Genomic DNA, 21,186 nt, shown 5'->3' with positions numbered 1-21,186 from the left:
TTATTTTGTGTCTGTACCAAGATCGATCACGCTTGCCCCCTGAAGCCCAAGCCAGACCGCGTCTCCGCGTTGGAAATCGACCGTGTGAAAATAGTTGGGAACCGATACCGAGATTGGTTTCTCAGTTCCCGCCACCTGAATGTGGTAGTGAATGTTCTCGCCATAGAAGGCGACGTTGCTGACAGTGCCCTGAACCGTTGATGGGTAGTCTTTGGGCCTTTGAGCAGTGATCTCCAATTGTTCCGGGCGAATACCGATGTTCATGTCTTTAGCGCTGGTTACAACGTTGGGATTTCTCTCGATATCAATCCGCCCGAAGGCGGCTGCATCGATCGACAACATATCGCCGGATTCACCCAACAACTGGGCAGGCAGTATGTTCATTTCACCGATGAAACTGGCCACTTGCTGATCACAAGGACGGGCATAAAGCGTTGTCGGTGTGTCTACCTGCTTGAGCCGTCCGTCGAACATCACACCGATGCGGTCGGACATAGTCATCGCCTCAAATTGGTCGTGTGTGACCATCACGAAAGTGATCCCAAGCGATTGCTGCAGGTTACGCATTTCAAACTGCATCTGTTCGCGCAATTTCTTGTCGAGAGCGGACAAGGGCTCGTCCAGCAACAACACTTTAGGTCGCATGATCAGCGCACGGGCGAGCGCCACCCTTTGCCGCTGCCCACCCGACAATTCACTTGCGCCGCGATCCTGAAGACCTCCAAGCTCGACCATTTCTAGGGCTTCGGCTACGCGCTGGTCGATCTCTGCCTTGGGGGCCTTGCCCCGTAATCCATAGGCCACGTTGTTCCCGACGTTCAGGTGCGGGAAGATGGCGTAACTTTGAAAGACCATGTTTGTTGGGCGGTTGTTGGCCGGGACACCTTCCATATCCTGACCATCGATCAGCACAGTACCCTCGGTCGGTTCCTGGAAACCCGCGATCATCCGCAACACCGTGGTCTTGCCGCATCCCGAGGGGCCGAGGAGTGAGAAAAACTCACCCTCTTTGAGATCGAGATCGATCCCGCTGGCCGCCAGGAATGTGCCATAGCGCTTTTCGACGCCCCTGAGTTCTATGATGTTTCTGTCTGTCATCGGACCTCTGATGCGGATGAGCGGCGGCGGAAGTACTCGGCCAGCACCAAAAGCAGAACCGAGGTAAGCAGCAGGATAGAACCCAAGGCCAAAACGTTTGGAAGCTTGGCGGGGAAACGGATCTGGCTCCAGATATAGACCGGCAGGGTTGGCTGGTTGCCGGACAGGAAAAAGGCCAGGACGAATTCGTCAAAGCTGACTGTAAAAGTGACCAGCATGCTGGCTATGATACCGGGGGAAACGACCGGCAGTGTCACGCGGCGGAAGGTTTCGAACACGCCGACGCCCAGATCGTAAGATGCCTCTTCCAGCGACGCGTCAAAGTCATCAAAGGCAGACTTCAATATCGAAACGGAAAACGGCAAGGCGAGGAACGTATGGCCCAGAACAACGGTCAGCAGAGACGGCTTGAGACCGAGAAAAAGAAACAGAACCAGCATTGACGAAGCTACGATAATGCCGGGAATAACCAAAGGCAGCATCACCAGTCCTTCAGCTGCACGCTGACCCCGAAAACGATAGCGAACAAAGGCACGAGCAGCAAAAAGCCCCATAGCGGTAGATAGAATTGCGACGACCGTGCCGACGCCCAGCGAATTCCAAAGGGCCTGGATCAGCGTATCCTGCTCGCCCAGTTTCCGATACCAGTCCAGCGTCCAACCCTTGATCGGAAAGGCAACGATTGTACCGCTGTTGAACGAGAACAAGGGTAGGAAAAGGACCGGCAGGTACAGAAAAACCAAATACAAGAAAGCGTAGGCTGTCAGGGTCGAAGGACGTCTCATCTGATCCGCCTCCCAAGCCGGGTCGCGGTAATGACAAACACAATTGCGACGAAGCCAACCGACAGCATTGCGACCAGCGACAACGTAGCTCCGAGGGGCCAATTGTTGGCGGCACCAAACTGCACCTGAATAAGATTGGCGATCATCTTCCCGTCCGATCCGCCGACGAGTGCGGGGGTCACATAGTCACCGACTGTGGGGATAAAGATAATCAGGCAAGCAGCAATGATCCCCGGTATCGTCAGCGGCAGCGTCACCCGCATAAAGCGTTGCAAAGGACTGTTGCCGAGGTCAGTCGCGGCCTCCAACAGGCTTGGATCGATTTTCTGCAACGAGACATATATCGGCAGGATAGCAAAGGGTGCCCAGGCATGAGCAAGTGTCAGCACGACTGCGAATTCGTTGTAGAGCAGGAAGTCGAGTGGTTCGCTTATCAGACCAAGCGCCATAAGCGCGGAATTCATTACACCGTTGAACCCCAGAATGAGTTTCCAGGCAAACACGCGCAGCAGATAGCTGGACCAAAACGGAATGGTAATGAGCAGAAGCCAGATAGTCTTTTTCCGAGCTTTCATCGCGATGAAGTAAGCGATGGGATAGGCTAGTGCGACGGTGACTGCGGTAACGACACCGGCAATCCAGATTGACCTTAGCATCAGATGTCGAACCAGCGGATCAGCAAAAGCGTCGCGGTAGTTTCTCAGCGTCGGGGTCTTATCGAGCGTCACATAGGATTGGGTCCAGAAGGAATAAGCGATCAGAATCACCAATGGCGCCGCTACCAGAAAGCCTACGTAGGCTGTGGCTGGCGCGCTGAGGGTATAGCCCCGGGACGCTTCGCTACGAAAGATCACCCAACCTCCCTTCCTAAAAAATTAAGAGCCATTAATGGACGATCGTCCATTAGATGTTGCGCCAGAAAGGTCTTTCGTGTCAATCTTCCAGTGAGCTGTCGCTGTGAGATTCTCGTAAGCCAATGGAAAAATTGAAAAAGTGCAAAACTCCAATGAAAAAAAACGTGGTTCTAAGCGGGATCCGGAAGCCAACAGGCAACTGCTGATCAACGCGACTCTGGACACGATTGCCGATATCGGAGTGACTGACACCTCGGTCAGCCGTATCTGCGAACGCTCCGGTCTGTCGCGCGGAATGATTCATTTGCATTTTGGCGGAAAGGACAAATTACTGACCGCGGCGGCCAAGTATTTCAGTGCTCAGTATTATGCCGAGATGGACAGATTGGCCGACCTAGGCTCGGATGCATCGCCCGAAGACCGAGTGATGGCTGTGATCGAGGCGGATCTGTCTGAAGTGCTACTCAATCCGCGGAGTACAAAAATCTGGCATGCATTCCGAGGCATCGCGAGCGCACACCCAGGCGTTGCCCGTTACAGCAGCACTCAGGATCACAGGCTTGTCGAGACATTGCAGCTTGCGTTCTCGGAGATAGCCCATGAAAATGGGGGCGACGCAAACTTGGCAGACGATGCCACCAGCGGAACGTTGGCTTTGCTGGAAGGTATGTGGGTAATCTACCTTACCGATATGCAGGGATTTTCGCGAAGTCGTTCTGTCAACCTGATAAGAAGATTCCTATGCGGACTTTTCCCGGGTAGGTTCAAATTGTGAGCCTCGAAGACGCTCAGATCGAAAACTGGAACAACCTCTTCTTGCCACGCCGACCACTGGTATTCAAGAGTTCCCTGACCGGTGTCTCCGGCGGCTAGCAGCAACGTCTCGATGTCGCCCCATTACGCGACTACTGCGGCGTGCCTTATTTTCTGGGCATTTCTGTCGAGGCCGATCCGGAACAGAGTCTTTTCCAATCTCAAAACTTCGACAATAGTTCTCTTTTTTTCAATCTGTTCGTATTGAACCCCAACTTCGTGCAGGTGGGCCGGGCTCTTGTCGCCCAAATTCGAGGTGATCGATACCGCTTTCCTACCGGTCGACCTTGGCCACCGCTGCCGTGGTGCGGCCGGTCTGAGGAGGCATTCGCTGCCGCGTAACATCTAGGTCGTACAAGTCAAAAAACGCAGAAAGTTGACTTTGCAAAGTTCAACCTAAGTCGCAAATTCGATTATGATCAAGCAGTCAGTATGCGGCGCTAAAACCCTCATTTCGATGGATTCCTTTGCAGGCTGCCATCATATTTGTGACCCTAGGCATGTCCTAGGGTCACGGTTGGGTACACGAATATTATTCGGCTGGCATCGTTGATGTTTCTGGATCAATAGTTGATGCAACCCCGGCGGCCTCGCGGCGTCCATCGTTCCAGATCGCTTTGATCAACGCGATGCACATCAGCGCCATCACGATAGAGAAAGGTAATGCGCCGATTACCATAGCGGTTTGGATTGCCCCGGTTCCGCCTGAGATCAGTAGACCACCAACCACCAATGCCAACGCAGCACCCCAGAACATGATGTGCGGGCGAGCCTTGGGTCCTTCGTCACCAGCTGCGTTGATTGTGTTCACGATCAGTACAGCCGAGTCAGCAGAGGTTACAAGGAACGTCATCAGCAAGATTACGATAACAACCGCCATGGCCCAGGCAAGGAACTCTGCGATTGGTGCGAGCATATACGTGGTCATGGCAAAGATCTTGTCGCCATTGGCCGCATCAAGGATCACACCATTTGCACCGCCGTTCAATTCTAAATCAATCGCTGTTCCACCGGCCCAGGCGAACCAGACAAAGCACATCAGCGACGGCACGATCATCGCACCCAGCACGAACTCACGGATCGAGCGCCCGCGCGAGATGCGCGCCAGGAACAATCCGACGAAGGGTGCAAATGCGATCCACCAAGCCCAGTAAAACACCGGCCACCAGCCTTGCCATTGCGCCAACAGGAAGGATTCAGACCCCTCGACTCCGTCCGACGCATAGACGTTGAAGCTGAGCCAAGGCAGAGCGACCAGATAGTCCCAAATGCCAACAAAGAAGGCCTTAGCACCAAAGAATGTAGCACCAAACAGTATGAAGAATCCTAGTAAGAATATCGACAGCGCCATGTTGATGTTCGAAAGCCATTTGATGCCCTTGCCAACACCAGACAGCGCTGACAGCGTCGACGCCCCCATGATGACCAGCAGAGCTATGATGATCCCTAACGTGGTCGCCGAGCCATCCGAATGTGCCAGACCGCCAATTCCGATACGTGTCAGGCCCGCCACGAATTGCTCAACACCAAAACCAAGCGTCTGTGCCACACCGAGGATAGTTGCAACGACAGCGACGATATCGATGAGGTGGCCGAGGTTGCCCGACAGCGCTTTGCCAAAGAGGGGCGTCAGAGACGAGCGGATCGTTAGGGGAAGCCCGCGACGATAGCTGAAAAACGCCAGCGCAAGGCCGGCAATCGCATAGCACGCCCAAGCGCCCAGACCCCAATGCAGATATGACCAGACATAAGCCGTGCGCACGTTGTCCGCGTCAAGGGCTGTTGTCACACCCTGAATAACCGACGGGTTGTTCTTGAAATGCGCGACGGGTTCCGCAACGGCCCATGTCAGCATCCCAACACCGATACCGGCACCGAACATCATCGAGAACCACGAGAAGTTCGAGAACTCGGGCTTTTCGCCCTGAACACCCAGGTTCAGACGTCCGGCTGCCGGCCAGATGGCCAAACCGATACAGACAATAACAAACCCGGTGACAACCCAGATGTACCACGCGGCAAACTGGGCAAGGATGGCTGCATTCCAGTCGCCCAGGATTCTGCCGGCCTGAGTTGGCCACACGATGCACCAGACAACTAACAAACTGATGATGATTTTACTGACAACTGTCACGTTTACGCTGAACCCCCGATAAAAACCGTTGTTAGCGGTCTTAATCGGAAGTTCTGAAAGAGGTGGCTTTATCGCCATAATTAACTTCTCCCTGACTTTGATATTCTTCTGGAACTGTCTGCTGGTTTTAGCCCGACCGCCCATATTGCCGGGAAACCACTGAGCCCAGCGATGCACACAAGTTGCATCACCAATCTCACTGGGTCCGGGGATTCAAAAATTCGCTGAAATTCTCAGCTTTTAGCGCCAGCTTATGCATGTGAATTTCGTTAATCGCATGGCTGTCCGCTCTTATGGCCGCGGCCTTATATTGTTATCATTGGCTCCCGTGTTTCTCTCACAGGGCTGCACTCGCGCCCATTGGCATATTTTTTGGTATAATTTTCCTATCTTTTGCAGTAGCTGAGTAATTATGGATGACATTAACAGAGTTAATACCAACCTAAGCCGGAACCTTGTGGCGCTTTATGCGTTCGAGATGGTCGCAAAACATGGAAACTTTACAAGTGCCGGAGACGCCCTCGGGCTGACCCAGTCCTCCATCTCGCAACGGATAAAAGGTTTGGAGGTTGATCTGGGTGTCGTTCTCTTCAAAAGAGAACACCGGGGTGTTTCTCTGACCTACGAGGGTTTGAGGCTTTTGAATGTGGTCAGACCCGCAATGACGCAGATGAACTATGCGGTAAACTCTTTGCTGGAACGCAAAACTAAACCGAGTGTTCGAATCTCGGCTGACTTTGCGTTCTCAACATTCTGGCTGTTACCGCGTCTTGGTTATCTCCGAGAAGAGATCGGGGATGAAATTGAATTTCAGATTTTGGCCTCAAATGTGCCGCCCAGCCATGATGATACCGATTGCGACATTCGTATCCATGTTGCGCCCAAAGACCGGATCAAACCTGATGAAATACTAGTCTTGGAAGAGATTGTCGCCGCTGTTTGCAGTCCTCAGCTATTAGAGAAGATTGGGCCAATCCAAAATCCCGCGGACTTGCTGGATGTTCAACTTTTGAGTCTGTCAAAACCTGCAACCGCAGAGTGGCAAACCTGGCAAGGATGGTTTGATAGTTTGGGCGTAACGGGCGAAAGAAAGAAAAATTATATCAGTTTCAACAACTATGACATGGTCACCCAGGCTGCTTTGTCTGGTGAAGGTGTCGCGTTGGGCTGGATTGGATTGATTGACGATCTGCTTAGTAAGGGGTCACTGGTGACTGTTACGGACGATTTTGTCTTCAGCGATGCTGGTTATGTAATGTCACGAAGTCATACCAACTCGGGCAGGGGGCCCAGGCTTGTGTTCGACTGGATCGCGGATCAAGTTCTCGCAACATCTTCGAAATAGCGCGTCGTCGGATTGTTCGGTAAAATCTACCATTAAGTCAGATCAATTCGAAAAACTATTGCAATTCTGCACGCCTCGAACCGACATTGAAAACTCTTTTTTTTTGCGCTCTACGGAATTTCAAAGTCTGGTCGAGAATGTCGATTACGGGCTGCGATATGCCACAAACGCGCGACGCGGAGTACGGCAGTGCTGAGATCAATTTGGATAATGCTGTGCGAAAACATATCGGTAAGGCAATTCGATTGAATCATCTAAACCGATTTGGTTTCCAGCGGGAACAACCTGTCATATGCCAAAGTGAAAAAATAGGTATAGGCAACGACGAAAGACGTGACGACGATATCCGTCATTAGCGCTTCCAATAACCCAATGCCCAGCCACCAAGCGTAGATAGGAAGTGACGTTATTACCAACGAAACTTCAAACCCCAACGCATGCAGTATCCGCCCAACATGCGAGCGTTGACTGGCAACGCGCCCGGTACGGGCATCAATCCTGTCAAAAGCCCAGTTGTAGATAAGATTTAGAGCCATGGCCTTGACTGCGAGGACCACTCCAAGCGCGCCGATTTCAGCAACCGGTTTGTCAAAAAAAGCTGCGCCGACAGGCACTAAGAAAGCCATCAACAACAGTTCAAAACTGATTGTATAGCGAAGACGATCCTTGCCCGTTCTTAAGGTGACTTTGTCCGACATTTCCAACTCCATTGTTGGATTGTGTTCTATTGAGGTTTTCAGATAATTATAGTTAATTACTATCTAAATATCAGATAGGTTTATGATGCCGTCACCTGAGAGCTTGCAGGCCTTTGTACTGGCCGCAGAGCTTGGCTCCTTCTCTGCAGCCGCGCGGAAGATGAAGAAAGCCCAGTCTGCGGTATCAACCGCAATCGCTAACCTTGAAATTGATACTGATCTTCAGCTTTTTGACAGAAGCAGCAGGTCCCCGACGCTCACTCAGGCGGGCCAGTCGCTTTTACCATATGCCAGGGGCGTTTTGCTTGGAAACCAGGAATTTCACGCCAAGGCGACATCGATGTCGGAAGGGGTAGAGGACAAGGTAAGCATTGCAGTCGAGCTGGGGGTCAACCTGATACCGATTTTGGATGTGTTACGCGATTTTTCAAATGAGTTTCCCGACGTCTCGCTTGAAATCCTGACCACTGGCCCAAACGATACGGCGACATTGCTAAAAGAGGGGCGTGCAACACTCGGCCTCATGACCGAACAGGAAAGTTACCCGACCGGTTTTCAGTTTCGAGGGGTCGGATATTCAGCATTGGTTCCGGTCTGTGGTACATCTCATCCGCTGGCGAAACTGGATCGTGTCGCTCACCGAGACCTTAGGCAATATCGGCAATTGGTTCTCAGAAGCCGTTCACGTGAAATCCCCGGCCAGGTCGGCGAAATCAAGAGCGCATCGATTTGGTATGCGGAAAACCCCCAAATGATCCTTGAGCTGGTTTTGCGTGGATTGGGATGGGCTGAATTGCCATTGCCAGTTGTCAGAGAATTGCTGAGATCGAACAAGCTGGCTCGAATGGATTACACGTTTCAGCAAAGCGATGCACTGGAAGGGATTGACCTTGTCTGGACAGAGCAACACGTTCTGGGCAAAGCAGGTCAGTGGGTGCAGAGCCAACTCGTTAAAATTCCGCAAAACGTTTGGAAGGATTGAGCTAAAAGCAAGCCTCGCAATAGAACGGTCATTGAGGGCAAAGTTGCGCATCTGGGAAGCTGTGAGATTTGGTTCTGAAGGTCTGCTTCGGCCGTTCACTACTGGTGCGAATTAGACTGCCAGCTGAACTCACGCTACCCATCAATGGGCACTCAAGTTTCAATCTTACTCATCGCGGAAAAAAGCGCGCATCGTATGCTTTCAATGCCGTCCGGGCGGCGAAAATTTTCAAAATGTAGCTTGTCGTGTTCCATCACCTCTTTCATTGCACGCTCGATGAGGTGTTCGCCTGTATCGGTTAGTTGCACAATCTTACTGCGACCATCGCTTGGGTTGGGGGCCCGTGTAACCAAACTTCTGCGCTCAAGGTCTACCAAAATATTGGCTGCACCACCTGTAGTCAGGAGCGCAGATTTACAAAGGTCTGATGGCGTAAGCTGGCGGGGTTTCGGCTGCGCTCGAAGCGCGACCAGAACTTCGAAAGCTGCGTGAGTGAGATCGAAACTGGCCAAGGCTTCCTCCGTGCGCGCCCGGATCAGTTCATTCAAACGGATCACCGAGAAAATAATGTCGGTTTCCGGCGAGGCTGCTTCAGGCCAGTTGAGCTTGATCCGCTCGAGAAGTGATCGAATTGGAACCTGGTCGGCCATGAGCATCCCCTTATTACGCCCTCAAGCGTAATTTACCTTTACAGAAAGGTAAATGATCATTATACCTTTTCGGAAAGGTAAATTGGGGGCCGTGTGAAATGTGCAATTTAGCGAACGCTTTGATCGATAATCTGCCCAAAGCAGAACTGCATGTTCATATCGAAGGGACCTTGGAGCCCGAGATGATGCTGACGCTTGCCCGTCGAAATAAAGTAACGCTGCCCTATAAGACGGTCGAGGACGTGCGAAGAGCTTACGAGTTCGACTGCCTCCAAGATTTTCTGGATCTGTACTACCTCGGAATGTCCGTGCTTGTTACCGAGCAGGACTTCTTTGACCTGACTTGGGCTTACCTGACCCGCGTGCATGCAGACCGTCTGACTCATGTTGAACTGTTCTTTGACCCCCAGCCGCATATGGACAGAAACGTCGCCTTTGAAACTGTTGTCGAGGGGATCACACGCGCGCTTGAGGCAGGGGCAAAGGAGTTCGGTATTTCGTCCAAGCTGATCATGTGCATCGTGCGCCACCTACCCGAAGAGCATGCTTTCACCGCTTTGGAATGCGCGAAGAAGCATAAAGAGCACATCCACGGTTTCGGCATGGACAGCACAGAACGTGGCATCCCTCCTGCGACTTTTGAGCGTGTTTTCAAGGCGGCGCGGGAAGAGGGGTTTGTGCCCGTTGCCCATGTGGGCGAAGAAGGCACGTCGGAAAACGTCAAGGAAGCGCTCGACCTGCTCAGGATAGAGCGTGTGGATCATGGAAACCAAGCTCTGGATGATCCAGCGCTGGTGTCGCGCTTGGCTCGTCAGAAAACTCCGCTGACAATGTGCCCTATTTCCAACTGGCGGCTCAAAGTTATCCCGGATTTGACCAAGAGCCCGGTCAAAAAGGCGTTGGATGAAGGTCTTTTGGTAACAATCAACTCGGATGACCCGTCCTATTTCGGCGGCTATATCAATGACAATTATCGCGCCGTTCAGAAGAGCTTGAATCTCAGCGAAAAAGACGTCATCCAATTAGCCAAGAATTCCTTTGCTGCTTCGTTCTTGAGCGCCTCCGAAAAACAGGCGCAGTTGGACAGGATCGACCATCAGGTCGAAACGCTGCAAAGAACCATGAGCTCATCCGGTTCATCGTCCAGACAATAGGGCATCACTTCGTGTCCGGTTTGATGTCGAGCAGCCTGGTCCCGTTCAGACAATCCATGCCCCTTACCTTGACGCGCCCGTCCGTGATCGCTTCGATCTGGACGCGCGCCGCTGCAATCGGGTTGGGGCGGTGAGGAGAGCGCAGTGCAAAGACGCCACGCGGGATGCTATCGCTCCGGCCGCCCCGATGCTGAATAAGCAGGTTCCTATCAACGCCTTCCAGCCAGTAAAGCACGAGGATAGTTTGCCCGGTTTCCAGGCCTAAAAGCCCTTGTGCAAACCGAGAACCCAAAACGATATCGCATCGTGGGCCATCGGCCTGCACATTGTTCGGGCAATCGCCCAACGACTGAAACGGGGTTTCGATATGGCCGATGAACGTCAGATCGAATGTCATTGTCTGCCCGTTCACTTCGAAGGTCTGTTTGCCAGCATGGTGTAAGTCAGCAGTGTCACAAGGATGACGCCCCCGCCTGCAAAACTGACCAGTGGCGGGATTTCCCCGAAGACCCCATAGGCGAAAAGCGGGGCCAGAACCGCCTCGGCCATTAGGATCATGCCCACCTCGGGTGCGGTGATGTATCGGGTGGCCACTTGCGACAGGACCCTCCCGAACGGCGCAGTGAACAATCCCATCACGGCCATGACCGCCCAAGTGCTTGCGCTATAGGTCGACGGTGTCGCCAGGAACACCATCACGATGGCAAGAAATAAACCGCCCATGCCGACACTCGCCATGCGGCTCACAGCCTGAAATCGACGCAAAAGCACCATGTTCAGCGAGACAAAGCTGACCGCGATCAGCGCCAGTGCATCTCCAAGAAGGTTACCTGATCCGAACGAACCGGACACGACGATGGCAATGCCGACCATCACCGCTGCAATGGCGATCCAGGTGGCGCGTCGTGTCACCTCACCCAGAAAGACCCAACTGAATAACGCGGCCAAGGCGGGGGATGTGCTGAGGATTACGATGGCATTGGCGACCGAGGTGTTCTTGAGGCTGAAGATCAAAGTAGTCGCGCTTCCCAGCATCAGTAGGCCTGAAACGATGACGGGCCAACCACTTGCCCTAAGTGTTCCGATCAGCCGCTTGTCCTCGCGCAGTTGAATGAAGATCGACATGGATAGGGCAGTGAACAGGCCAAATAGAAAGGCCGTGTCAAAGCCACTCACGCCGGACAGGCGAATGAAGATCGCGTCGAAACTCATCAGCGTGGCCCCGGCCAGAGCGATCAGGACGCCTGTCATCTGGGCACTACCGAATGGTGAGCGGATTGACGTGTCGGTCATGTTGCGGCTCCTAAAATCATACTGGCGAGTATGCATAATGATTCTTGAGGTGGAGTCAATATTGTCATACTTATTGGTATGATTACTTGAAGGGCCAGCTCATGGGCAAAATGGAAGCTAAACGAGAGCAAAAGCGCCACGCCATCCTTGAGGCTGCGGAACAAGCGTTTTTGACTGACGGGTTTTCAGACGCCAACATGGACGCTATTGCCGCGCAGGCCGGTGTGACCAAGCAAACGGTGTATCGCTATTATCCGTCCAAGGCTGACCTGTTCCGTGAAACCTTGAAAGCGATGGGTGCAAGGCATGATGACAACGCAAGCGATCATCTCGACCTTCCCGACACCCAGGAGGCGCTGCGCCGCTTTGCCGTCAGTTTCATGCAGGCCCACCTGACCAAAGAACACCTGTGCACCTTCCGTTTGCTTGTCTCGGAGAGTGCCCGTGCCCCTGAGATGATTCAGGCTTTCTTCTCGGTCGGCCCCGCCGGAACCGAAGAGCGATTGCGGCGGTTCTTCACCGAGCGGCTTCAAATCCATGATCCTGCCCACATGATCCGCTTATGGACTGCCATGTTGTTCGCATTTCAGGATGAGGCCCTGTTGGACGTGCGCCATCCAACCAACGCGGAACTTGAGGATCATGCAGCAAGGGCAACACAAGTCTTCCTTTCTGGCATCACCACGCAATGATAAACCCGGAAGTAGAAGTGGGTTTTGTATCAGGTGCTGGAGGCCAGAATTATCCACATCTCGGAGTTCGCTAAGCTCGGCGATGAATGTCAGCTATGGATTGGTTCCTGACATCGGAAGCAGCGCGGCATCCTGTGGTATGAGGTCTGTGTCAACGTCGGGTTGTCGTTTTGGGTGGGCATGGCGGATCAGAGGATCAGTCATGGAAAATACCAAGTCTTCCTGCCATTTGCGCACTTCGGCCAGCCTGGAACAAGGGCCGCTTAGTAGGTCAGAAGCGGCCACTGAAACGTAAGCATGACTGTGCAATCCGGATACGGTTTGAACTGGCAGAGAACTATCGCGACCTCGCGCTGTTCAACATGACAATCGATAGCAAGTTGCGCGGTTGCGACTTCGTAAAGATGAAGGTCGTTGATGTTATTGGATCTAGTCTAACGAAGGACCGGGCTTCGGTCCTTCAGAGTAGTACGCAGAAACCTATGGGCTTTGAGATATCCGATGTGTCTGATCGGTGGATTTGCTATCCAAGCCCCAGAACCTGCCCGTTTTCATCAAAAAAGTGTAGTTTGTCGGTCGGGAAGCGCAGACCAATCGTCGCCCCAGGCTTTAGGTCCGTATCTCCATTTAGTCGGACCGTAACTTTTTCTTCGCCGCCACGATCAACGATTAGGAAAGTATCTGCGCCCAAATATTCGATTACCTCAATAGTTCCGTCGCTTTGACCATCACCAGCTGCGACCACCTCAATATGCTCAGGCCGTACGCCGAGTTTGGTTGCGTTTCCGGATAGATCGAACTCACCACCGCGACCGTGCTCAAGCTTGTAAGTGCCGCCTTCAGTCGTGCAGGGCAGGATATTCATCTTTGGACTGCCGATGAATTGGGCCACGAACAGGTTGGCAGGACGCTCATAAAGTTCACGTGGCGTACCGACTTGGGCGATTTTGCCGTACTCGAGAACAACAATGCGATCGGCGAGTGTCATTGCCTCAACCTGATCATGCGTAACATAGATCATCGTACGCTTGAGGCTTTGGTGAAGCTTGGCGATCTCATACCGCATCTCAACCCGAAGCGCTGCATCGAGGTTGGACAGCGGTTCGTCAAACAGAAACGCCGTGGGGTCGCGGACGATGGACCGGCCAATGGCCACCCGCTGCCGCTGACCGCCGGACAGGTCTTTTGGCCTGCGTTCCAGAAACGGTCCCAGCTTGAGAACTTCTGCGGCCCGGTTGACCTGTTCGGCTATCTCGGCCTTGGGAACACCCGCAACTTTCAGCGAGAACCCCATGTTCTCAGCAACCGTCAGGTGCGGGTACAGCGCATAGGACTGGAACACCATCGTCAGCCCGCGTTTCGAGGGCGGATGATCCGTGACATCGCTGTCATTGATCAACAGAGAGCCACGCGAGATATCTTCAAGCCCACCAATCATACGCAGCAAGGTAGACTTTCCGCAGCCGGACGGGCCGACGAAGACAGTGAACTCACCTTCATCAATCTTGAGGTCTACGCCCTTGATGACTTGCGCAGAGCCGAACCATTTTTCGACTGACTTTAGTTCGATGCTACCCATCAGGCCCTCCCTGCCCAGTGAAGCCAGACAGCGGCTGTCCACGTGAATGCCTGGCCACCCGCAGGGCTGCCGGTTTTTGGGTCGAAGTATTCTGCGAACCCATAACCGGATATCAATTCGGCAGTTTTCTGGCGCAGCTGTTCTGCCTGTTGTGCATGCCCCATATCCGCCAGGCCAAACCCGATCATCATGTTCATGAAGGCCCAGGTCGGACCTCGCCAGTATCGACGTGCGTCGAATTTCGGCATATCCGGATCATAGCTAGGAACGGGGTAAGGCACAGTTTCCAGAACTGATTTCAATCCCTTAAGCATCCGATCGGACTCCATGCCAGCGTACCAACACAAGTATGACGCGTTGGAAATACTGTCGGCCATCTCCCCGGTATGCGCGTCACGGGAGTCGAAGCTCCCAAGGTCCTCGTTCCAAAGCGAGCGCGCGCCGGATTCCAGCTTCTCAATATCCGCAATCAAGCCCTCAGCCTCCAGCCCGAGCTTTTCGCTGATCACCAGCAAATCCCGGGCGGCGCGTAATGTGGTGAAGGTCATCGTCGGGTCCGCAACGCGGAACGGGTTCAGGGACAATAGGGCTTGCTGGTCCCATCCCGCATCTCTGCCGATCTGAACCAGCTTGATGTATCGGTCGTAATCGAACTTTGTAGGCCGGTCGTCGCTGTTTACGTGGCTGGTGTCGCGGCGCTGGTATTCCCCAACATCCGACGCATCCATGCGCGCCATGGAGTTGTCCCAATCAGGGGCGTTGTCGCGACCTGCCTCCCACGGATGGGTCGTGCAAACGGCACCGAATTCATCAAGGCGCCATTTCATGATCCAACGATGCCACGCCAACAGTTTAGGGAATAGCTCCTTCACGCGAGTATCCCCAAACGCGGTATCCTGTTCCCAGATTTTACGTGCCATGGTCGCAGCAATGGGGGGTTGGATGATGCCCGAAGACGGGATCGGGCCATTGCATCCCCAAACATCGGGACCGGGGAAATACCCTTCATCCTGCTGGTGGAAAAGGATATGCGGAACCATGCCATCTGCCCATTGCCCGGTGAACAGCGTCTCGATCTCAGTCCAGGCGCGGTCGAGGTCGAACTGGGCAAAGCCAAGCGCGGCAATCGCGCTGTCCCAGTTCCACTGGTATGGGTACAGACCTTCGGTCGGGATGGTGTAGCCGCCGCGATCGTTGGCAATCAGGATATTGCGCGCCTCGCGGTCAGGGTTCGTATGTTGGTTCATCTGTGTCATCCTTTGACAGACCCCGCTGTGAGGCCCTTGGTCATGAAACGTTCAAGCCCCAGGAACAGCGCCATGATCGGAACGGTGGCGATCACGGCACCGGCCATCAGGTGCTGACGGGGAATTTCTGAGGAGTTCAGCATCGTGACCCCTCGGGTCAGAGTGAATTTCGACGGGTCATCCAGCAGCATGAAGGCCAGCAGGAATTCGTTCCAAGCGATCATGAAGACATAGAGCGAGACCGATGCCAGTGCCGGCAGGCTGAGGGGCAGGGTGATCTTCCAGATCACCGCCAGACGCGACAACCCGTCCATCAATCCGGCCTCCTCCACCTCGGTCGGCAAACCCCGGAAATATCCTTGCAGCATGTACAGTGCCACCGGGATAGTGGTGACCGGATAGATCATGACAATCCCGAGGATCGAGTTGCGCAGCCCGGTCAGTGAGAAGGCGATATAGATCGGGAGTGCCAGAACGATCATCGGCACCATGTAGATCAACAAGATCGAACGCGAGAACGCCTTTTGACCCTGAAACCGGAACCGCGCCACCGCGTAAGCTCCGGGCACGCTGAACAGAAGCGTGATGAATACCGTCAGGACCGAGACGTACAGCGAGGTCCATAGGTATGTACCGAAATTGAAATCGCGGAACAGTTCGGTGTAGCTGCGGAAAAGTTCGGTGCCCTGAGACAGGTCGACCGAGAAGTCTAACGGGTTCTGCAACAATGCCTGCTGAGATTTCAGGCTGGTCATGACCATCACGTAGAACGGGATCACGACGATTGCTGTGAAGAATATGTACCCGAACCCTGTGCAGAAGCGGATCACTGCCTCTTCGTATTCATGGCGCGTGAGCTCTCCAAATGGCGTTTCTTTCAGGATCGCCGCCAAGGAAAGGTGCATGACGACGGCCATGGCGATAACTGTGACCGCAACAGCCTGCAGGGATGTGTCCGAACCGATCAGAACCGGGCCAAACCCGGTCAACCCAGACAGGCCCAACAACGCTGATATGCCGAGGCGGGCCGGCGCACGCTGCGCGGGAAAGCGGACATACACCAGCCCGGCAATTGCGCCCCAGATCAGGCAGAGCAGGACTTGCGGGCGAAAAGCGGCCCCGGTTGAAAACGACATGGTGATGGCAACGGTGGTGGCGACCACTACAAGCCACAGCGCGCCCAGAACCGGCGCAGTAAGATACCCTTTGCGCATCACAGACCCTCCTCACGGCTGATGAAGCGGAAGAAGACAAAGCTGAAGGCGATCAGGCACACCAGGATCACTACGGCCACCGCTGCACCTGCACCGATGTTCGAGATCGCAAAAGCCTGTTCATAGACGTTGACGGTCAGCGTGCGGGTGCCCGCATTGCCGCCGGTCAGCAGGAAAATGTCGTCGAACTTGTTGAACGTCCAAATGAAGCGCAGCAGGAACAGTACTGACAGAATGCCCAACAATTGTGGGATGCTCAGCAGCCAGAACTTTTGGAACGGAGATGCCCCGTCCATATCGGCGGCCTCGTACATGCTGGAATCGATGGACTGCATCCGGGCCAGAATGAACAGGAAGGACAGTGGGAAGTAGCGCCAGATCTCGAACACTGTGACCATGATCAGCGCCAGCGGACGTTCACCGAAGAAGTTGATCGGCTCGCTACTCAGCCCCATCTGCACCAGCAAGGCGTTTGCCGAGCCCGAGAAAGGGTCGAAAAGCGTCACCCAGGTGAATGCGACGGCGATGACAGGGGCGACATAGGGGAACAGGTAGAGGCCACGAATGAACCCCTGACCCCTAAAGCTTTTGTTCAATAGCAAAGCAGCGAACAAGCCCATGACCAGGGCGCCAATCGTGCCGAAGACTGTGTAGAACAGCGTGACCCAGAGCACGCCCCAGAACTCCGAGCCGTCAAAGACACGGGCAAAATTTTCGAGGCTGAATTCAAAGTTGGTCAGAACGTTCGGGCCGCTGCCGGTGAGGCGCGGTTCGGATCCTTCAACAATTTCCTCGAATGCGCCAGGATCGCCGTCGACCGTGACCGGGATGCGGATACGCTCACGCTGGCCGCCGTCTAAGGTTCCGAAATTGCAGAACAAATCCTTCCCGTCCAGAACACAGGGGGCCGTGACTTCGCCCACAGCAACGCCGTCGGGCAGCACATCACTCAGGGTCACGCCTTCGACGGCGATTTCCTGGCTGGAGTTACGCAGGCGGTATTCGATCCGCAGATCGTCACCAGAGCCGCGCAGGCTTTCACGGACAACCGGAGCAGGCGGGCGCAGGTCGGACAGGGTAAACGGCTTGAAGCTGATCCAGATGATCGCCAGCAAGGGCAGGATCACCACAAGCGACACGCTGATCACGGTCGGAGCCAGCAGCGCCCAGGCCAGACGCGCCTCGCGTTTGGCAAGAGCCCCGGTTCCGGTCGGTGGGGTGGCCGAAGACATGGGATACCTCGAAGGGTTGCGAGCAGCGGCGCGAACGCCGCTGCAGGTGCTGGTTGATTACTGAACTTTGGCCAGCTCGTCGTTCATGGCTGCCACCGCCGCGGCCGCGTCAATCTCGTCATCAATGTACTGACGGACGATGCGGTTGATGGCCTGACTGTTGATCATTTTTGACGCCAGCGCCAACTGACCCTCAGCCACACCCCAGCGCTGTGCAACGTCCAGACCGCCCACGATTTCGTCGATCATCGCTTGGTCATAAAGCTCACCCAGGGGGGCCTTGCGGTCAACGCCTACAGGCAGCTCGGCCCATGCTTCAGAAAAGGCTGTCGGATTGTCGGCGTTGCCGCGACGAACAGGGAATTTTCCCTCAGGCGCAATTGCCAGAGTTTGTGTGTACCCGTCATCCATCGCGAATTTCACGAATTCTATCGCTGCATCAGTATCCGCATCGTTGGTAATACCGAAATACCGCACATCACCCCAGGCTGCGCCATCTGGGTTGGACGGGCCAGAGAAATTGGTGACGATTCCAGTCTTGCTCGCCAATTCGCTTGAAGTCGGATCGTCGCTAATTGTTGGCGGAGCGCTGTCACGTAATCCGGCCAGTTCATCCAGAATGAAGGGAGACCAAATGATCATCGCGGCCTTGCCGTCGAAATAGAGCTCTCGCGATTGCTTCCAGTACAGCTCACCTGGAGGCGACGCTTTTGAGATTGCTTTGTAGAAGTCCAGAACTTCAGTTGTCTTGGCCTCATCCAGTGGCTGGAAACCATCAGCGCCAACCGGCGAGACGCCATTGGCGAGGAACACATGCTCCAGCACCTGGCTCATAAAGTTCTCATCAACTTTGGTCGCCGCAACAAAGCCGTACATTTCCGGCGGGTTGTGCAGTTTTTCCAGCGCAGCCAATACGCTGTCAAATGAGTTGGGCGCATCCAGCCCGGCTTCGTCAAACAGGTCTTTGCGGTAGACAACCATTTGCGTCCAACCATCGACCGGTACTGAGGCTGTTTCACCATTAAAGGCCGCCATACCCAACGCGCCAGGCGCAAATGTGTCGGCACCCAGCTCTTCGATCACTTCTGTCGCAGCTTCGGTGTCAAGGATACCTGCTTCGGCCCAAGGCAGGGCGTATTGCAACGGATGATAGACCACATCTGGCAGGTCGCCTGCAGCGAAGGCTGCGGTCGCTCGTGTGCCCAGATCGGTCTCGGTGACCGGGATCACCTCAACGGTGGTGCCGGTTTCCGCTTTGAACTGGTCCGCCATTTCCTGTTGTTTGGCCAGCCGCTCTGGTTGCTCCTCAGTTGTCCAGAAACGAATTGTATCTGCCTGTGCTGACACGGCTGCCAAGGCCAGCGCCAGCGATGTGCCAAGCATCAGTCGAGATGCCTTTGGTGTAAGTTTCATGATCGGTCTCCTCCCCGATTTCCATTTTTGAATTGTGTAATTTTTCGTGCCAGCTCTTCAGGTGTCAGGCGCGGTGGTCCATCGGATTCCCGTTCCAAAAGAACGGCTTCGCCCAACTCACGCAGGCTTTCCGGTGCTTCTCCACGGGTTTGCCGTATGAGCATTTCAGCAAGGCGTTCGCCAGCCCGCTGTGAATCGACGCTGAATGTCGTAAGACCCGGGCTGACGTATTGGCTTTCGGGTATGCCGTCATAACCAAGGATCGAGACATCCTGACCGATTTGCAGGCCAAACTCGGCGCAAACAGTGTATGATCCCAATGCCGCCAGATCAGTCGCAAAAACGATCCCGGTCGGCGGATTCTGCAATTCCATCAAAGCTCGCGCCTGGATTGCTCCTTCATCACGGGTGCGCGCGCCCTCGCGGATCAGTTCAGGATCGATGGGCAGGCCAGCGGCCCTCAGACCTTCGAGATAGCCATCGCGTCGAAGGTGGCTGTAGTTGAATTTCGGATCGCTGCCGACAAAGCCGATGCGACGATGGCCAAAGCCGCTCAAACGGCTGACTGCGCTACGGATTGCCGTCTCACCTGAGATATCAAACCAAGATGTATCGCTGTAAGTGTCCGCCTGCCCGTATCCTGTTCGACCGTAGAGTATGAATGGAACATTCAACGCACTTAGATACTTGATACGAGGGTCGTCGACTTCCGTTCTGGGCAGAATAAACCCATCCGCTTTGCGCTCTTCCACAAGGCGCCCCAGAACGTTGAGCATATCCTCTTCGGACTTGGCCGTTGAGATAGTCATCGTCCAATCGAATGCGCTGGCACCTTCGCAAGCGCCTGCCAGAAAGTCCTGCAGAAACGGATTATGCCGGTCCGGTTCCCCGCTGTTAATGACCATCGCAATTGCACGCACTTTCCCTGTGCGGATCGCCTGCGCGTGGCTAAGCGGGCGATAGCCCATCTTCCTTGCAGTAGTTTCGACCCGTTTTCTGGTGGAGTCTGAGATGTCGGAATACCCGTTCAAAGCGCGCGACACGGTGCTCTTTGAAAGACCGAGGTGATCAGCCAACTCGTCCAGCTTCACCCTTCGGGAGGAGGGATCGCGACGGAGCGAAGATTCGCGCTTCAGTAGACTGGGATTCGGTCTCATTTCACTATTTGTTCGCTCCGAAACCGGTTTCGGCAATGAAAAAAATCGAAAAACTCATCAGATTACTCTTTTGACCGCACTAAATGTCCGGTGCTCCGATGCTCACCTGTTCTCTAACAGTTCGAGGAATTTTACTTGTTTGATTGGCAAAGGATGCCCGCTGAACGTTTTCGAGGCGACCGGTCAGGTCAGGGATTATACCGGTTCGATGAAGCTCGTGTGCGCAATGTCTGCTTTTCACTGACCGGCTTGCTTCATTCGCAATTGCAGCGAACTTCCGCTTTTTGGCCAGGTGCCGATGTCTAAGCCACTAGGCCGCATGTGCCGCGTTGGTTTTTGGAAGTTTTCAAATCAGCCAAATGGGCCGAGAGCCCACCATCAAATCCGCTGAAAGTTGCGTTCTCGCCTGACAAAAGTTGGCATTCTAACCGGACAAGTTGCGATTCATACCGTATGGTAAAATTTCTGGAGAAGGTGGCTGGGGTGGTAGGATTCGAACCTACGATACACGGTACCAAAAACCGCTGCCTTACCACTTGGCTACACCCCAACGGTGAGGCGCTGTCTACGATTGTTGATCGGCGGGTTCAAGACCTTTCCGACAAAAAAATGAGTGCGGTTTGAAAAAAATCGAAAGGGGCCAATTACAGATCTGAGAGCCGCTTGTTTTTGTAGGAGTGGTGTTCAATTCTGCTGTGATCGGGTCCTTTGATTTTGCCAAGAGGTTTGTGTCGCGATGGGGCGTACTTGGAACCTGTCCCTGTGGTAAGCGCGTTCTGAAACCCAATTGTTCGCAAAAGGTTAGGTGCGTGAAGGTCCCGTGTGGCGACCCGAGGTGGAAAAATT

The 21,186-nt window shown here is 54.1% G+C and carries 19 protein-coding genes, 1 tRNA gene and 1 pseudogene; 6 read left to right on the top strand and 15 right to left on the bottom strand.

Annotated features, from left to right (window positions below; translation table 11 throughout):
- Genes GOW92_RS10105 through GOW92_RS10095 form a run of 3 tightly spaced genes read right to left on the bottom strand, consistent with a single transcriptional unit; the run spans position 1 to position 2,737 of the window.
- Positions 1–1,098 (bottom strand): ABC transporter ATP-binding protein, encoded by a 1,098-nt coding sequence (locus GOW92_RS10105; RefSeq protein ID WP_170560407.1) that lies wholly within the window; start codon positions 1,096–1,098, stop codon positions 1–3.
- Complete coding sequence (locus GOW92_RS10100) at positions 1,095–1,883, bottom strand: ABC transporter permease (protein WP_170560404.1); 789 nt, start codon at positions 1,881–1,883, stop codon at positions 1,095–1,097. The genes GOW92_RS10105 and GOW92_RS10100 overlap by 4 nt, the downstream gene beginning before the upstream one ends.
- Positions 1,880–2,737: an ABC transporter permease gene (locus GOW92_RS10095; RefSeq protein ID WP_170560401.1), complete on the bottom strand. Its 858-nt coding sequence runs from the start codon at positions 2,735–2,737 to the stop codon at positions 1,880–1,882. Before GOW92_RS10095 ends, GOW92_RS10100 begins: the two co-directional genes overlap by 4 nt.
- Positions 2,738–2,876: 139 nt before the next feature.
- Here GOW92_RS10095 and GOW92_RS10090 point away from each other — a divergent pair, with 139 nt between their 5' ends.
- Entirely contained in the window at positions 2,877–3,512 is a 636-nt protein-coding gene (locus tag GOW92_RS10090; RefSeq protein WP_170560400.1) for a TetR family transcriptional regulator C-terminal domain-containing protein, read from the top strand.
- A 570-nt stretch (positions 3,513–4,082) separates the two neighbouring features.
- Here GOW92_RS10090 and GOW92_RS10085 read toward each other — a convergent pair.
- Entirely contained in the window at positions 4,083–5,762 is a 1,680-nt protein-coding gene (locus GOW92_RS10085; RefSeq protein WP_170560398.1) for a BCCT family transporter, read from the bottom strand.
- A 334-nt stretch (positions 5,763–6,096) separates the two neighbouring features.
- Between GOW92_RS10085 and GOW92_RS10080 the strand changes: the two genes are divergently transcribed.
- Positions 6,097–7,029 carry a LysR family transcriptional regulator gene (locus GOW92_RS10080; protein WP_170560396.1) on the top strand — a complete coding sequence of 311 codons (933 nt, stop codon included), beginning with the start codon at positions 6,097–6,099 and terminating at the stop codon, positions 7,027–7,029.
- A 254-nt stretch (positions 7,030–7,283) separates the two neighbouring features.
- Here the strand turns inward: GOW92_RS10080 and GOW92_RS10075 are convergent, their stop codons facing one another.
- Positions 7,284–7,727 (bottom strand): PACE efflux transporter, encoded by a 444-nt coding sequence (locus GOW92_RS10075; RefSeq protein ID WP_170560394.1) that lies wholly within the window; start codon positions 7,725–7,727, stop codon positions 7,284–7,286.
- 82 nt (positions 7,728–7,809) lie between these two features.
- Here GOW92_RS10075 and GOW92_RS25325 point away from each other — a divergent pair.
- Together GOW92_RS25325 and GOW92_RS10070 are read left to right on the top strand one after the other, a co-directional pair.
- Positions 7,810–7,989, top strand: a pseudogene (locus GOW92_RS25325) (helix-turn-helix domain-containing protein); the annotation flags it as partial.
- 78 nt (positions 7,990–8,067) lie between these two features.
- Positions 8,068–8,709, top strand: coding sequence for a substrate-binding domain-containing protein (locus tag GOW92_RS10070; RefSeq protein ID WP_254452971.1), 642 nt, complete (start codon positions 8,068–8,070; stop codon positions 8,707–8,709).
- Between the two features lie 152 nt (positions 8,710–8,861).
- Here the strand turns inward: GOW92_RS10070 and GOW92_RS10065 are convergent, their stop codons facing one another.
- Positions 8,862–9,359: a MarR family winged helix-turn-helix transcriptional regulator gene (locus tag GOW92_RS10065; protein WP_170560390.1), complete on the bottom strand. Its 498-nt coding sequence runs from the start codon at positions 9,357–9,359 to the stop codon at positions 8,862–8,864.
- A gap of 119 nt (positions 9,360–9,478) precedes the next feature.
- Here GOW92_RS10065 and GOW92_RS10060 point away from each other — a divergent pair, with 119 nt between their 5' ends.
- Entirely contained in the window at positions 9,479–10,513 is a 1,035-nt protein-coding gene (locus GOW92_RS10060) for an adenosine deaminase (protein WP_217356540.1), read from the top strand.
- 4 nt (positions 10,514–10,517) lie between these two features.
- On the opposite strand, the gene GOW92_RS10055 is transcribed toward GOW92_RS10060, so the two are convergent.
- Both GOW92_RS10055 and GOW92_RS10050 read right to left on the bottom strand, forming a co-directional pair.
- The gene (locus GOW92_RS10055; RefSeq protein WP_170560386.1) at positions 10,518–10,910 is read right to left on the bottom strand and encodes an SAM-dependent methyltransferase; all 393 of its coding nucleotides are present in this window, start codon (positions 10,908–10,910) and stop codon (positions 10,518–10,520) included.
- Positions 10,911–10,921: 11 nt separating this feature from the next.
- The gene (locus GOW92_RS10050; protein WP_170560384.1) at positions 10,922–11,806 is read right to left on the bottom strand and encodes a DMT family transporter; all 885 of its coding nucleotides are present in this window, start codon (positions 11,804–11,806) and stop codon (positions 10,922–10,924) included.
- A gap of 101 nt (positions 11,807–11,907) precedes the next feature.
- Here GOW92_RS10050 and GOW92_RS10045 point away from each other — a divergent pair, with 101 nt between their 5' ends.
- Positions 11,908–12,498 (top strand): TetR/AcrR family transcriptional regulator, encoded by a 591-nt coding sequence (locus tag GOW92_RS10045; protein ID WP_170560382.1) that lies wholly within the window; start codon positions 11,908–11,910, stop codon positions 12,496–12,498.
- A gap of 523 nt (positions 12,499–13,021) precedes the next feature.
- On the opposite strand, the gene GOW92_RS10040 is transcribed toward GOW92_RS10045, so the two are convergent.
- The 7 genes from GOW92_RS10040 to GOW92_RS10010 all read right to left on the bottom strand — a co-directional run bounded on the left by GOW92_RS10040 (position 13,022) and on the right by GOW92_RS10010 (position 20,890).
- A complete protein-coding gene (locus GOW92_RS10040) occupies positions 13,022–14,077 on the bottom strand; it encodes an ABC transporter ATP-binding protein (protein WP_170560380.1) in 1,056 nt (351 codons plus the stop codon).
- Complete coding sequence (locus GOW92_RS10035; protein WP_368040271.1) at positions 14,077–15,324, bottom strand: MGH1-like glycoside hydrolase domain-containing protein; 1,248 nt, start codon at positions 15,322–15,324, stop codon at positions 14,077–14,079. The genes GOW92_RS10040 and GOW92_RS10035 overlap by 1 nt, the downstream gene beginning before the upstream one ends.
- A 5-nt stretch (positions 15,325–15,329) precedes the next feature.
- Positions 15,330–16,538 carry a carbohydrate ABC transporter permease gene (locus GOW92_RS10030; RefSeq protein ID WP_170560376.1) on the bottom strand — a complete coding sequence of 403 codons (1,209 nt, stop codon included), beginning with the start codon at positions 16,536–16,538 and terminating at the stop codon, positions 15,330–15,332.
- Complete coding sequence (locus GOW92_RS10025) at positions 16,538–17,770, bottom strand: carbohydrate ABC transporter permease (RefSeq protein WP_170560374.1); 1,233 nt, start codon at positions 17,768–17,770, stop codon at positions 16,538–16,540. Before GOW92_RS10025 ends, GOW92_RS10030 begins: the two co-directional genes overlap by 1 nt.
- 57 nt (positions 17,771–17,827) lie before the next feature.
- Positions 17,828–19,183: an ABC transporter substrate-binding protein gene (locus GOW92_RS10020; RefSeq protein WP_170560372.1), complete on the bottom strand. Its 1,356-nt coding sequence runs from the start codon at positions 19,181–19,183 to the stop codon at positions 17,828–17,830.
- The gene (locus tag GOW92_RS10015; RefSeq protein ID WP_254452970.1) at positions 19,180–20,259 is read right to left on the bottom strand and encodes a LacI family DNA-binding transcriptional regulator; all 1,080 of its coding nucleotides are present in this window, start codon (positions 20,257–20,259) and stop codon (positions 19,180–19,182) included. The genes GOW92_RS10020 and GOW92_RS10015 overlap by 4 nt, the downstream gene beginning before the upstream one ends.
- Before the next feature lie 556 nt (positions 20,260–20,815).
- A tRNA-Gln gene (locus tag GOW92_RS10010) sits at positions 20,816–20,890 on the bottom strand.
- Positions 20,891–21,186: the final 296 nt, after the last annotated feature.

The sequence above is a fragment of the Ruegeria atlantica genome (genome assembly GCF_013032505.1).
GTDB classification, from domain to species: domain Bacteria; phylum Pseudomonadota; class Alphaproteobacteria; order Rhodobacterales; family Rhodobacteraceae; genus Ruegeria; species Ruegeria atlantica_F.
Note: the sequence above shows the minus strand (reverse complement) of the source record. Positions and strands in the feature narration are given on the sequence as shown.

Coding starts and splice junctions, on each gene's coding strand:
- GOW92_RS10065 (WP_170560390.1), bottom strand. CDS start 9,359: ATGGCCGACCAGGTTCCAATTCGATCACTTCTCGAGCGGATCAAGCTC.
- GOW92_RS10025 (WP_170560374.1), bottom strand. CDS start 17,770: ATGTCTTCGGCCACCCCACCGACCGGAACCGGGGCTCTTGCCAAACGC.
- GOW92_RS10070 (WP_254452971.1), top strand. CDS start 8,068: ATGTCGGAAGGGGTAGAGGACAAGGTAAGCATTGCAGTCGAGCTGGGG.
- GOW92_RS10075 (WP_170560394.1), bottom strand. CDS start 7,727: ATGTCGGACAAAGTCACCTTAAGAACGGGCAAGGATCGTCTTCGCTAT.
- GOW92_RS10030 (WP_170560376.1), bottom strand. CDS start 16,538: ATGCGCAAAGGGTATCTTACTGCGCCGGTTCTGGGCGCGCTGTGGCTT.
- GOW92_RS10100 (WP_170560404.1), bottom strand. CDS start 1,883: ATGAGACGTCCTTCGACCCTGACAGCCTACGCTTTCTTGTATTTGGTT.
- GOW92_RS10055 (WP_170560386.1), bottom strand. CDS start 10,910: ATGACATTCGATCTGACGTTCATCGGCCATATCGAAACCCCGTTTCAG.
- GOW92_RS10105 (WP_170560407.1), bottom strand. CDS start 1,098: ATGACAGACAGAAACATCATAGAACTCAGGGGCGTCGAAAAGCGCTAT.
- GOW92_RS10035 (WP_368040271.1), bottom strand. CDS start 15,324: ATGAACCAACATACGAACCCTGACCGCGAGGCGCGCAATATCCTGATT.
- GOW92_RS10020 (WP_170560372.1), bottom strand. CDS start 19,183: ATGAAACTTACACCAAAGGCATCTCGACTGATGCTTGGCACATCGCTG.
- GOW92_RS10050 (WP_170560384.1), bottom strand. CDS start 11,806: ATGACCGACACGTCAATCCGCTCACCATTCGGTAGTGCCCAGATGACA.
- GOW92_RS10080 (WP_170560396.1), top strand. CDS start 6,097: ATGGATGACATTAACAGAGTTAATACCAACCTAAGCCGGAACCTTGTG.
- GOW92_RS10040 (WP_170560380.1), bottom strand. CDS start 14,077: ATGGGTAGCATCGAACTAAAGTCAGTCGAAAAATGGTTCGGCTCTGCG.
- GOW92_RS10045 (WP_170560382.1), top strand. CDS start 11,908: ATGGGCAAAATGGAAGCTAAACGAGAGCAAAAGCGCCACGCCATCCTT.
- GOW92_RS10085 (WP_170560398.1), bottom strand. CDS start 5,762: ATGGCGATAAAGCCACCTCTTTCAGAACTTCCGATTAAGACCGCTAAC.